This window comes from Vibrio sp. SCP2 (assembly GCF_059295395.1).
Genome location: NZ_JCAFVV010000006.1, coordinates 76070 through 88936 on the forward strand (window position 1 = coordinate 76070; position 12867 = coordinate 88936).

General features: G+C 40.3%; 11 protein-coding genes. 5 read left to right on the forward strand and 6 right to left on the reverse strand.

Going from position 1 to position 12867, the window contains the following annotated elements:
* Positions 1–9 precede the first annotated feature (9 nt).
* From waaA to rfaD, 6 genes are all read right to left on the reverse strand, one after another.
* On the reverse strand, positions 10–1278 hold the full coding sequence (gene waaA, locus AC5O63_RS16430) for a lipid IV(A) 3-deoxy-D-manno-octulosonic acid transferase (protein WP_494505636.1): 1269 nt from the start codon (positions 1276–1278) through the stop codon (positions 10–12).
* 17 nt (positions 1279–1295) lie between these two features.
* The gene (locus AC5O63_RS16435) at positions 1296–2078 is read right to left on the reverse strand and encodes a glycosyltransferase family 32 protein (RefSeq protein ID WP_494505637.1); all 783 of its coding nucleotides are present in this window, start codon (positions 2076–2078) and stop codon (positions 1296–1298) included.
* A gap of 110 nt (positions 2079–2188) precedes the next feature.
* A complete protein-coding gene (waaF, locus tag AC5O63_RS16440) occupies positions 2189–3217 on the reverse strand; it encodes a lipopolysaccharide heptosyltransferase II (RefSeq protein ID WP_494505638.1) in 1029 nt (342 codons plus the stop codon).
* Between the two features lie 2 nt (positions 3218–3219).
* Positions 3220–4419 carry an O-antigen ligase family protein gene (locus tag AC5O63_RS16445; RefSeq protein WP_494505639.1) on the reverse strand — a complete coding sequence of 400 codons (1200 nt, stop codon included), beginning with the start codon at positions 4417–4419 and terminating at the stop codon, positions 3220–3222.
* 32 nt (positions 4420–4451) lie between these two features.
* Positions 4452–6236: a bifunctional glycosyltransferase family 4 protein/polysaccharide deacetylase gene (locus AC5O63_RS16450; RefSeq protein WP_494505640.1), complete on the reverse strand. Its 1785-nt coding sequence runs from the start codon at positions 6234–6236 to the stop codon at positions 4452–4454.
* A gap of 94 nt (positions 6237–6330) precedes the next feature.
* Positions 6331–7272, reverse strand: a complete 942-nt coding sequence (rfaD, locus tag AC5O63_RS16455; RefSeq protein WP_494505641.1) for an ADP-glyceromanno-heptose 6-epimerase — start codon at positions 7270–7272, stop codon at positions 6331–6333.
* A gap of 369 nt (positions 7273–7641) precedes the next feature.
* Here rfaD and AC5O63_RS16460 point away from each other — a divergent pair, with 369 nt between their 5' ends.
* The 5 genes from AC5O63_RS16460 (at position 7642) to AC5O63_RS16480 (ending at position 12866) form a co-directional block, all read left to right on the forward strand.
* Complete coding sequence (locus AC5O63_RS16460) at positions 7642–8682, forward strand: Gfo/Idh/MocA family protein (RefSeq protein WP_494505642.1); 1041 nt, start codon at positions 7642–7644, stop codon at positions 8680–8682.
* Positions 8683–8698: 16 nt separating this feature from the next.
* Positions 8699–9973: a Vi polysaccharide biosynthesis UDP-N-acetylglucosamine C-6 dehydrogenase TviB gene (gene tviB / locus AC5O63_RS16465; protein WP_494505643.1), complete on the forward strand. Its 1275-nt coding sequence runs from the start codon at positions 8699–8701 to the stop codon at positions 9971–9973.
* 47 nt (positions 9974–10020) lie between these two features.
* Entirely contained in the window at positions 10021–10602 is a 582-nt protein-coding gene (locus tag AC5O63_RS16470; protein WP_494505644.1) for an acyltransferase, read from the forward strand.
* 11 nt (positions 10603–10613) lie between these two features.
* Positions 10614–11687, forward strand: coding sequence for a DegT/DnrJ/EryC1/StrS family aminotransferase (locus tag AC5O63_RS16475; RefSeq protein ID WP_494505645.1), 1074 nt, complete (start codon positions 10614–10616; stop codon positions 11685–11687).
* A gap of 99 nt (positions 11688–11786) precedes the next feature.
* Positions 11787–12866: a glycosyltransferase gene (locus tag AC5O63_RS16480; protein ID WP_494505646.1), complete on the forward strand. Its 1080-nt coding sequence runs from the start codon at positions 11787–11789 to the stop codon at positions 12864–12866.
* Position 12867: the final 1 nt, after the last annotated feature.

Here is a 12867-nt window from a genome sequence, read left to right on the forward strand (position 1 = left end):
GTTCAGTTCCTAGTTTATATTTAGCTGAGCAAGTGATTTTTCTATGGCACCGATGTTTTTTCTAACTACTGTGAGTGCTTGGTCACCGCTCTTTTCACGTGATTTCTGGTCTATTAGCCACTGCTTCAGCTGACTGGTAATTTCTAACTTGTCTTGAGTGATTATACATGCTCCAGCAGCCTCAAGAGCGTGAGTAATATCTGTAAAGTTGTAATAACTTGGGCCAATGATTGTTGGCCTTCCTAAAGCGGCAGGTTCGAGAAGGTTATGCCCTCCGACCTTTTTTCCTATAAGGCTACCACCCATAAAGCAAACGTCAGCAGCTTGCAATAAAGTCAGCATTTCCCCCATCGTGTCACCAATATAAACTTGAGTATTTGGAGTGGTTATGACTTTGCTGCTACGAGCGACGGTGGAGAACCCCTTACTTTTAGATAGCGCAGTAACACTCCTAAAACGCTCTGGGTGCCTAGGAACAACTATTAATAGGGCATTTGGAATGTCAATAAGTAATTGCTTATGAACGGAAAGCAAGGCCTCCTCTTCCCCTTCGTGTGTACTGGCTGCAATCCAGATAGGGCGATGTTGGCCAAGTTGCTCCCTAAGTTGGTCACCTTTCATTAAGACTGTGTCAGTGATAGTTATATCAAACTTTATAGAGCCGGTAACAACAAGATTGCTTTCACCTACTCCTAGCTTATTAAAGCGCTTGGCGTCGGCGTCAAATTGGCACAGAACCTTAGATAACTGTTTGGTCATTGATTTGACTAAAGGAGAAATTTTGAGATAGCCGCTGTACGATTTTTCGGATAGGCGAGCATTGAGCAAGGTAATTGGAATTCCTGATTTAGATACTTCATTCAATGTATTAGGCCAAAGTTCAGTCTCTACAATTATCAACTGAGAAGGTTGGACAATGTGTATGAATCGTTTTATGGCAAATGCAAAATCGACAGGAGTATATCGATGGTAAACTAAGTCACCCAATCGTGCGGCTTGCTCAGCTCCAGTAGAGGTCGTTGTAGTTAGAAGAATAGTTAAATCTGGATTATGTGCTTTAAGAGCCTTTATGAAAGGGGTGACGGCTACCGTTTCACCTACAGAAGCCGCATGAATCCATATTGGTTGTCCTGAAGACTTTAGAGGAGGCGTAACACCAAAGTGCTCTTTCCAACGATTACCTACGCTTGGTTTCCCCTCTTTCTTCTTATACAAGCTGTACAATAAAAATGGAGAAGCACAAGCGAGTAACAGAGTATATAACCAACGAATAAGCACGGTGATAATCCTGTAAGTTATTTTTTGATTAAGTTGTTAGGATCCTGATGAGTCCATTTTCCACGAGGCTTGTCTAAATACTGGAAGTACTCATTGGTGAATGTTCCTTGTATACATACGTAGCGACGACGGCGAGAGTTGACCTTGTCTCCATCTAACACTTCGTTGAATACCTTAGGGCCTGTAGTGCCATACACGCCTTCAGCAGGGTCGTAGTTCTCGATATTGTGAACGATTGCATCCATAACTGATTTATATTCTGGGTTGTTAGGTCTGGTTGCTAAAAAGTAATTGGTAATTTCAGTATCATTTTTAATCTTAATGAAAAGTGAGTCTTTGACGCCTTGTAATATCTTTTTCAAAGGCCAGACTAATGTCGCATCAATATCCATATAAATCCCCCCCTGTTGGTAAAGGGTGGTTACGCGCCAAAGGTCGGCTTGAGCGGCTCCATCTGTGAGTTTTAAATAGGCTTCATAGACTTCTTTTGGAGCAGACTCTTTTAAATATGCTTCACGAGCTTCTGTGCTCACATAGCGATACTCATAATCAAGTGACATGAGTCGGTTAAACAGATAGTTGAGGTAAACGGGTAGCGTAGACCTGTTGGAGTAGTTTGTTTGCCAAATAATCTTGGTTACACCACTTGATTGAGCAGAACGAACCATCGCAGGTGAATGTTCAGGGATTGTAAAGCGCAATTTTGGTAGAACAAAGTGAAAGGGATATGACAAGACTTTAAATATATTACCAATAAGACGAATTGATCTGTTGACTATCATTATTGGGAGAGTTTTCATAATTTGCCTTAGTATTTATTTTGATTGCTGCCGTGTTTTCTCTCGTTATGGCAGGTATTAGGTGTGTGGCGTCAGTTCACAATTTATTACTATACCAATAAAGCTTAGCGTTATTCGATAAACTCTTTTAGGGCGTTAACAACAGTGCTTGGTGCCAGTTTGTTTAGACAATCTAAGTGGCCGAGAGGGCATTCTCTCTTAAAGCATGGTCGACACTCAACATCAGTGTGAACCATTTTTAACTTATTGGTGAGAGGCGGGGTATATTTTGGTGAACTTGAGCCGTAAATAGCGACGATGTTGCAGCCGACAGCGGCAGAAACATGCATCAGTCCTGAGTCATTACTGACGACAGTGTGGCAGGCAGCTAAAAGATCGACTGCTTCAATTAAAGATGTCTCCCCTGCCAAATTAAAACAAAGTTGACCTTGCTCGTTTGACAGTTTGGAGCAGATTAGCTCACAGACTGCTCTATCTTTGGCTGAGCCAAACAACCATATCTGATAGCCTTGTTCTATCGCGTACTTTGCTACTTCAGCATAGTATGTATCTGGCCAACGCTTTGCTGGGCCAAATTCTGCTCCTGGGCATAGCCCTATAATAGGTCGAGTGCTTTCTAGACCTAAGCGATCTCTTGCGTTTTTTTGGTTTGCTAAGTCGACGGTTAGATTTGGTCTAGGGCAATTTGCTAGCTCGACTTCGTTAAGCATACCGCTTTTAGAATGCGCTAAAGCAACGTACCTTTCGACCATATACTGGAAAACACGCTTATTTGGCCGCAAGTCATTGAGTAGACCATAGCGCATTTCTCCTTTCCAACCTGTTCTTGAACTGATACCTGCGAAGAATGGAATCAAAGCAGACTTGGCGGAGTTAGGTAAAATATAAGCGTGGGTATACCCTTTTTTAGCCAACGTTCGAGCCAACTGCCAGCGACCTTTCAGGTTGAACTCACCATGTCCCATAGGCATCTCAATGGCTCGATTGACTTCTGGCATGCGCTCCAATATAGGCTTACACCAAGCAGGAGCAAGGACATTTATCTCAGCATTTGGCTGTTGATGCCTTAACGTCGTATAAAGGCTTTGCGACATGACCATATCGCCAACCCAAGATGGACCAATAACTAGAACTTTCATTGTTAAAGTACCGATTTACCTTGTTTCTCTGCGGCAATTATGGCGAAAAATACTGCTAGCATAAAGCCGTAAAAAGAGCCTATTAAATTGGCTGTTAAGGGAACCTCGGTTAAGCCAAATACAATGAATCCGGAAACAAAGATTGAAGCGGATAGGGACCAATGGCTCTTATGCTTAAGATAATGATTAACAAATATTAAGAAAGGAATAAAAAATATACCGAATACACTGAGAATTCCAATTACGCCATTAGATGCTATCAGTTCAAAGTATTGATTGTGAGCGTGTCCCCTGGAGATAATTGATGCGCCTTCGCCTATTTCTCCATCTAAATATAGTTGGTGATTTAGTTTTTCTCTTTCATGGTAGGGTAATCCAATTAAAGGGCTAACTTTAAATGCTTCCAATGCACCATACCAGTAATGAAGACGATAACCAGAGGACGTTGATTTTTCAATTTCTCCGGACGCAATTAACGTAAGTTCATGAGCAGTATAGTTAATGCGACTTTTAAAATTCTCAGAAGTGTTATAAAAAACTGTAGAGACTATTAGAAAACTCAATGCACCAACTAAGATGTATTTCTTCTTAATATTGTTAAAGTTGATAATAACTAGTAACGTTAGCACAAGAGGAACTGCAAAAATGGCTCCACGAGTATAGGTGAATATTACTGCTACTGTACAGAGCGCTGCTCCTATTAGCAGGATAGGTCTTCTTTTTGAGTTAAAGCTAAAAGTAAATGTTAGAAAAGCCAAAGTACATGCTAGGTAACCAAAGTTTATACTAAATAGAAACCCATCAACTCTAGGCATTTTTAAAATAAAGTACTGATAGTATGATATTATAAAGGTTCCAATAGAACCCAAAATGAGCCCAACCTCTAGGTTGGGTTTGATTTTTAGTTCACTGTTTTCTATGCATGTTTTTAAAGCAAAATAAATTGGCAAGCACAGAATTAGTCTAATGCCACCCTGAAAATATCTTGCTGTCGTTCCATCAAAAATAGCTATAGGTATAGCACCTATAAAATATATTGAAAGACAGAATGTGACGGCTAGATCGAACCTATTGAACGTGCAAAGATGGCGATTAGTATATAGATACGCCATGGATAGTAAGACAGCTAAAACTATAAAGAATACACTGAAGTTATTTGTGGTAAGCAAAAAAGAAAGAACGAATAATAATATCCAACGCATGAAAATTTCATAGGACTTGTGAGACAGCATATTTAGCCTATAGAGTTATAGTTTTTGAATTTATTAAAAACGTAATTACCACGGACTTTTCGGTATAAGCCAAAAACAGATGTGCGCGGAAAAATTGCAATTCTACGAATTTGAAATGGATCTTGATGGGCAGATAGAGGACCACTATTAGTCGCCACTGCAAACTGATAGCCAAGTCTTTCGACGATGGATTTAGAATCAGCATCTAATGAGCCGTAAGGGTATGCAAAAGAAGTTAGAGGCTTACCTAACAGGTCTTCTAACTCTTGCTTGTTCTTCTTGATCTCAGCTTCTTGTTTTTCTGGAGGTAAAGTATTTAAATGTGGATGGCTAACCGTATGACCCCCAATTTCGACGAGCTCCGATACTGATAAGGCTCTAAGTTCGTTTGCATTCATTAACGAAACGGGCTTCTCTGGATTATCTTTAACTTCAACATCCCAGCGGTTAAAAGTTTCACCTGTTACCGCATACACAACAGCTTTGAAGTTGTACTTTTGAAGGAGAGGAAGAAGCAATTCATAGTTATCTCTATAACCATCATCAACAGTAATGACAATATAGCGTTTGCCATATTCTAGCCGACTGATTAAGCCCTTTTCGGCTAAATCCTCAAAGGTGATAGTTTCAAATCCCATCTTTTTGATTAGCTTGAAATGTTTTTCTAGCATATCAATATGCAAATATGTGCCATGTACGCCTTTTTCACTATCATCTTTGATAAAACGGTGGTACATAATGATTGGCATCTCTTTACGCATTTTGTCAACGTAAACCGTTTGGTAGATGTCTTCTACTTGGTCGACGATTTTCGTTAAGCTATAGTTTTCTCTAATCGCTTCAACAATTTCTTTGTAACAATGTTTGCTTTGTAAACCTAGATTCACTTGCTGCTCAATTGATGAAAAGTCTATTTCGAGATCTTTCGGGCCAATATCGCCAAAGTTGCTCGCCATTGCTTCCTTGATATTACTTTCGTCAACTAAACCAATCGCTTTTGCTTCACCTATCGCTAGAGTGGGCCTTCCACACAGCAAAGACTCCATTGCTACGCGACCTGCACCGATCACAAGATCGGACGTGGCCAAAACCGAGGCGACATCATCGGAGTAGCCACAAAAATCTACTCGCTGCCTAAATTTATCAAACCGAGATTCAACTAACGAGCCCGAAACTACTTTTACATTGTAAGATTCGATATCTAGACATTCATCGAGCAGTCGATAACAAAGGTCACCTTTAGGGCCTGTTAAGCGACCAATAATTGTCACAATCGGCTTGTCATTCTCCGGCGCTTTTAGCCAGGTGAACTTGTCTGTCTCTATACCGTTTCTGCTTACTTCTAGTTGTGTTTCTGCCACACCTAATTCACGCACTAGCTGCTCTTTAATGGCCTCACATACGGGAAGGGCTTTGTCTCCCATTGCATGGAATTTTTTTCGTGATGCATGAACAGGTTGCCTACCATGAACTGTAGTAACCATCGGCGTCCTAGTGATCTTACATGCTACATGGCAACTCCAACTGGAAGCGCGCGAGTGAGCATGGACAAGCTGAATCTTATGCTTTTTAATCAAATAGACTAGATAGGCGACATGCCAAAAACGGCGAGGGATACTGCGCTTGTTAAAACGTAGTTTGAAATATTCGCCTTTGAAAGGTTTTGTTAACGTGTCAGACACATAATGAACGTTGTGCCCTCTGGCAGTGAGTTCGTTGCCAACCGTAGTGGCATAAACTTCTGCACCCGTTACCTCTAACTGCGAGAGTGCCATTAAGATATTCATTATTTAACTCTAATAATTTGAAAAACGCTAAGCAGATTATAGATGAGCGGGTGAGCATAGCGTTTTATTGAAGCCCATGTCACCCCTAAGTGATCTAAGAGTTGATGGTTTGCATATATTCAGCAACGCCTTCCGCCACTGATTTAAAATCATGCTCACAACCTGCTGCGCGCAGTTTGGTTAGATCTGCTTGCGTAAATTCTTGGTAAGCACCTTTTAAGTGCTCAGGGAATGGTATAGTTACAATTTCACCTGTGCCATGAAACTTAATGACCGCTTTGGCCACTTCTTCGAATGACTCTGCATTACCAGTACCTAGGTTAAATATACCTGAAGCACCACTTTCCATAAACCACAAGTTAACAGCCGCTACGTCACCTACATAGACGAAGTCACGCTGGAAAGTTTCACTTCCTTCAAATAATTTTGGATTCTCGCCTGCGTTCATCTGGTTGTTGAGGTGGAAAGCCACGGAAGCCATAGAACCTTTATGTTGCTCACGAGGACCGTAAACATTGAAGTAACGGAAGCCTGTGATTTGAGAAAGTTGTTCACCATGCTCTTCAGCATCTTGCCAAATTCGACGAACATAGTTATCAAACTGCTGTTTTGAGTAACCGTATACATTCAATGCACCTTCGTACTCTTTTTCTTCGATAAAGGTATCCGTTTCACCATAAGTAGCTGCAGAAGATGCGTAAAGGAAAGGAATCTCACGTTCTAGGCAGTAGTGAAGTAACTCTTTAGAATACTCATAGTTATTGAGCATCACGTACTTTCCATCCCACTCGGTGGTTGCTGAGCAGGCACCTTCATGGAAAATTGCTTCGATCGGTCCGAAGTCGTCGCCAGCCATAATTTGCGTAAGGAAGTCATCACGATCCATGTAGTCAGCGATATCTAGGTCAACTAAGTTTTGAAACTTTCTACCATTTTTTAGGTTATCAACTACGAGGATGTCGTTGATGCCTTTGTCATTAAGTGCTTTAACGATGTTGCTGCCAATCATGCCTGCACCGCCAGTTACAATGATCATAGTTAAACCTTTAATAAATAAAAACTTAAATCATTATATCACACAACATGTGAACTGGCAGCTATGTTACTCATGTTATAGTTCTAGTACATAGGGTAACGTTTTGTTCCTCAAAATCAGAAATGATGATCAAGGTCATACTCCCTTTAACGTAGAGAGTCGATTATTTCTATTCGTTCTTGTATCATCCTTGGCACTTCGTATTAATTTTATAACTACGTGTTCTTCATAGTAAGCTGACTTTAAGCTAAGCATATCCTATTGACTCTAGCTCGACATCTATGGACAAGAGCGATCTTTCTGCTTCTATAGGGTTATGCAGCACTCTCAACTTCTATGCAAGACAAATTGATAAGGCTTTTTACTGCTATGGAAAAAAATAAAAGAATCCGGATCGCTGTCGTTGGTTGTGGGCGTATTTCGAAAAACCATTTTGGTTCAATTGAGCAACTTGACACTGAGTTCGAACTAGTAGCTGTATGTGACAACCAGCCTTCAGTGCTTGAAGAACATATGAATAAGTATAATGTGCCTGGCTACTTGTCCATTGACGAGCTATTGGAGAAGGAGAGTTTAGACTTAGTTACACTGTGTACACCAAGTGGGTTGCACGCGGCTCAAACCATCAAGGCAGCTAAGTGTAAGGTTAACGTTGTTACTGAAAAACCAATGGCGACTAAATGGGAAGATGGTCTAGCAATGGTGAATGCTTGTGAAGAGGCAGGTGTTCATTTATTTGTAGTAAAACAGAATAGACGCAATTCAACATTGCAGCTTCTAAAACGTGTTGTTGAAGAGAAGCGCTTTGGAAAAATTCATATGGTACACCTCAATGTTTTTTGGACTCGTCCTCAAGAATATTATGATCGCGCTAAGTGGTCAGGAACTTGGCATATGGATGGTGGAGCTTTCATGAACCAGGCCACTCACTATGTTGATCTACTTCATTGGCTAATCGGCCCTGTAGAAAAAGTTCATGCGATGACTTCTACAAATAGAGATATTGAGGTAGAAGACACTGGGGTAGTGAACATTAAATGGCGAAATGGTGCTTTAGGTTCAATGGCTGTGACTATGTGCACTTACCCTAACAACCTTGAGGGCTCGATAACAATTCTTGGCGAAAAAGGAACAGTACGTGTAGGTGGTGTCGCAGTCAACGAAATCCAAGAGTGGAAATTTGAAGATGTTCGTGACTATGACGCTGAGATAGAAAATGCAAACTATCAAACAACATCAGTTTACGGTTTTGGTCACCCTCCATATTTCCAAAATGTAGCAGATGTCCTAAGAGGTAAAGCTGACCCAGAGACAGATGGAAGAGAAGGTTTAAAATCGCTAGAGCTTTTAATTAGTACTTATCGCTCAGCACGAGACAATGAAGAAATTGGCTTGCCACTTTATTTATAATAGCTTGGAAAAAAACATGAAATTGGAAAACCTAAATATTGGCATTATCGGTTTAGGATATGTTGGTCTGCCTTTAGCTGTAGAGTTTGGGAAAAAATACCAGACAACTGGCTTTGATATTAATGAGCCTAGAGTTGAAGAGCTTAAAACAGGAATAGATTCTACGTTAGAGTGTACTTCTGAAGAATTAGCTAGCGCTCCATTACTAACTTATTCTTCTGAGCTAGAAAGTATTGCTAGCTGCAATTTTTATGTGGTGACGGTACCTACGCCAATAACAGAAGACAATACACCTGATTTAACGCCTCTCAGGAAGGCATCAGAAGCTCTAGCTCAAGTAATTCGTAAAGGAGATGTTGTTGTCTTTGAATCGACAGTATACCCTGGCGCTACTGAAGAAGTATGTATACCAATAATAGAAAAGTTATCTGGCCTTGTTTTTAATAAGGATTTCTTCGCCGGCTATAGTCCAGAAAGGATTAATCCAGGAGATAAAGAGAATCGGTTAACAACGATTATGAAAATCACCTCTGGTTCAACTGAAGAGATTGCTGATTTTGTTGACTCAGTTTATGCATCTATAGTAGAAGCAGGCACACATAAAGCATCGTCTATTAAAGTTGCTGAGGCGGCGAAGGTTATTGAAAATACTCAGCGTGACTTAAATATTGCAATTATTAATGAGTTTGCCAAGATTTTTAATAAGCTAGACATCGATACCGAAGAGGTTTTAAAAGCGGCAGGTACTAAATGGAACTTTCTACCATTTAAGCCTGGGCTGGTTGGTGGGCATTGTATCAGTGTAGATCCATACTATTTGACCCATAAAGCGCAAGAAGTAGGGTATCGCCCAGAAGTTATACTAGCAGGGCGTCGAATAAATGATGGTATGGGTGAGTATGTTGCTACTCAATTAGTTAAAAAGCTCGCGAGCAAGAAAATACACATCGATGAGGCTAAAGTACTTATATTAGGGTTTACTTTTAAAGGTGACTGTCCTGATGTGCGAAATACCAAAATTATCGATATTGTTCGTGAACTAGCAGACTTTAACATGTCGGTAGATGTTTTTGATAGTTGGGCGTCTCATGCTGAAGTTAAACATGAGTACGGGCTTGAGCTAATTCCAGAGCTAAAAGAAAACACCTATGATGCGATAGTGCTCGCGGTTGATCATAGTGAAACCAAGGAAATGGGGGTAGATGCACTTCGACGTTTAGGTAAGTCAGAGCATGTGCTATACGATGTTAAGCATGTCTTGAGTGTCGGTGAAGCAGATATTCGTTTATAAAGTGAAATTGGGAGGGGTAACCCTCCTTGTTTAGGCTTGGAGTTAGGATGAACTATTTCAAACACGAAACTGCAATCATCGATAATGGTGCCCATATAGGGGCGGATAGCAGAGTTTGGCATTGGGCTCACGTTTGCAGCGGTGCCCAAATTGGGGCAAAAGTTTCATTGGGGCAGAATGTTTTTGTCGGGAATAAGGTGATCATTGGAGATAATGTAAAAGTTCAAAACAATGTCTCTGTATACGATAATGTGATTCTTGAAGACGATGTTTTCTGTGGTCCGAGTATGGTTTTCACAAATGTTTATAACCCCCGCTCGTTTATTGAGAGAAAGACAGAATACCGTAATACTGTTGTTAAGCGTGGTGCAACGCTAGGCGCAAATTGCACTATCGTTTGCGGTGTGACTGTAGGTGAATACGCACTTGTTGGGGCTGGAGCTGTGATCAATAAGGATGTACTTCCTTTTGCGCTAATGGTTGGTGTCCCTGCTAAACAAATAGGTTGGATTAGTAAGTATGGTGAGCAATTAGAGCTGCCTCTTACCGGTGATGGCGAGGCGACATGTCCGCACACTGGTGATAAATACGTACTGATTAACAACGTAATCCAAATAATTGAATCTTAGTGGAGTTTTTTGTGCAATTTATTGATCTAGCTGCTCAGTATCAGCATCTGAAAGACAAAATTGATGCTCGTATCCAGAATGTACTGGAACACGGTAACTATATTATGGGGCCTGAGGTTTACGAGCTAGAAAAGCAGTTGGCTGATTATGTAGGTGTTAAGCATGCGATAACATGTGCCAATGGTACAGACGCATTGACGCTGGCCTTTATGGCTTTGGGTGTCGGGGAAGGGGATGCAGTTTTTTGTCCTACCTTCACATTCTTTGCTTCAGCTGAAACTATTGCTTTTGAAAACGCCACACCTATTTTTGTAGATTCGGACGAGGACACTTTCAATATCTGCCCTGTCGATTTAGAGGCAAAAATTAAACAAACTATAATGGAAGGTGAGCTAACTCCAAAAGCTATTGTCGCTGTAGATCTATTTGGATTGCCAGCTGATTACCCCGCTTTGCAGAGAATCGCTAAAAAGTATGGGCTCAAGTTGATTGAAGATGCAGCCCAAGGCTTTGGTGGTGAAATTAACGGTAAAAGAGCTGGTAGCTTTGGCGATATAGCAACTACAAGCTTCTTTCCAGCGAAACCGCTAGGCTGTTATGGTGATGGTGGTGCTATTTTTACCGATGATGATGGTTACGCTGAACTGATTCGCTCATTGAGAGTACACGGTAAAGGAGACCATAAGTACGACAATGTTAGAATTGGTATGAATAGTCGGCTTGATACTCTTCAAGCAGCGATCTTAATCGAAAAACTTGCTGCTTTTCCAACAGAGTTAATTGCTAGAAATCAGGCTGCTGAAAAGTATAGTGAAGAGCTTGAAAATAAAGTGAAAACCCCTCACGTACCAGAGGGGTATTTGAGCTCGTGGGCGCAATATACAGTTGTTTCTGATGAGCGAGAAAAAGAAATGGCTGCATATAAAGAACAAGGCATCCCTACAATGATTTACTATGCGACTTGTATGCACGAGCAAACTGCTTTTGCACACCTTGGCTATAAAGAAGGTGATTTTCCTACCGCTGAGAAGTTATCTAGAAGCGTATATAGTTTGCCTATGCACCCCTATTTGACAGTAAAATAGATTTAGTTATCTTGCCTTTGAGCTTGGTTTTCAATCTGAGATTTAGGAAAACTAATTAGCTCAAGGGCAACGACCAGATGATTTTAAAGGATATCTTAATTGAAGGTTTTGGTAGTAGGTCCATTTAAATCTCCGATTATTAAACGAATGGTGAGTAATTTAAAACTTAGCGGTGTCGATGTATATTTGGCATCGCACAATGCGTCAGGTGTTGATGGTGTACTTGACTTGGGAGAGATCAGGTCTATTCTTGACTATTTCAAGTTTTGGAAAATAAATAAAATCATTGACCTTATCCAACCTGATATTATTCACGCCCATGTGCTAAATCATTACGGAGTAATGTGTTCATTTAATTCAAAACCTTTAGTCGTGGGGTTATGGGGTTCGGATGTTATGCTTGCTCCATATGAAGGCAATATTCTAAAGAGATTGTTTTACAGATACCTGAACTGGTTTGTGTTAAAAAGATCAACTCGATGCCATACTTCAAGTGAACATATAAAAGTAGAAGCAGGTCATCAGGCTCAGGGAGTATTGAGAAAAATTGACACGTACTATTGGGGTTTTCCGTTAGAAATACCGAGTTCCGATCTACTGGATATTACTAAGAAGAATCTTGACTCAGAGTTTAATCTTTTTGGAAGAGGATATTATATATTTCCCAGAGGGCTAGGCTATGTTTATAACCCTGAAGGCGTTGCGAAAATAATACATGCTTTGGTTAAGTCTGGGGTTGAAGAAAATAAAATAATCGTGCTCAAAGGTTTTTCTAGCGAAGAGGATGTTTCTAGATTTGCTAGCATGGTGTATAACCATAAAATAGTATTTATTGATAGGTTACTTAACGATTGCGAACTTTATTATTTATATAAAATAAGTAGATATCATTTCTCGATACCAACTTCAGATGCATTAGGTGGAGGTGTCATTGAACCCGCTTTATTAGGCAGTTTTCCAATACTTAGCAGTATTAAACCATATGTAAGTTATGTAGGAAAACATGGAGGATATATTTTAGAGAATATGCAAAGTTCACAAATTGAAAAGCTGACCCAGTTTCTATCTACATATCCCAAGACCATCGATAAAAGTGAGTTTGATAACTTAGATTGTTATTCTGCTGATGAGGTGACAAAGCTAATTGTCCTAACATACAAAAACGCTATAAGAGAATAGT

Bases quoted from the DNA above. Each gene is read 5' to 3' on its own strand.
- AC5O63_RS16435 (WP_494505637.1), bottom strand. From the start codon at position 2,078: ATGAAAACTCTCCCAATAATGATAGTCAACAGATCAATTCGTCTTATT.
- waaF (WP_494505638.1), bottom strand. From the start codon at position 3,217: ATGAAAGTTCTAGTTATTGGTCCATCTTGGGTTGGCGATATGGTCATG.
- AC5O63_RS16445 (WP_494505639.1), bottom strand. From the start codon at position 4,419: ATGCGTTGGATATTATTATTCGTTCTTTCTTTTTTGCTTACCACAAAT.
- AC5O63_RS16450 (WP_494505640.1), bottom strand. From the start codon at position 6,236: ATGAATATCTTAATGGCACTCTCGCAGTTAGAGGTAACGGGTGCAGAA.
- rfaD (WP_494505641.1), bottom strand. From the start codon at position 7,272: ATGATCATTGTAACTGGCGGTGCAGGCATGATTGGCAGCAACATCGTT.
- AC5O63_RS16460 (WP_494505642.1), top strand. From the start codon at position 7,642: ATGGAAAAAAATAAAAGAATCCGGATCGCTGTCGTTGGTTGTGGGCGT.
- tviB (WP_494505643.1), top strand. From the start codon at position 8,699: ATGAAATTGGAAAACCTAAATATTGGCATTATCGGTTTAGGATATGTT.
- AC5O63_RS16470 (WP_494505644.1), top strand. From the start codon at position 10,021: ATGAACTATTTCAAACACGAAACTGCAATCATCGATAATGGTGCCCAT.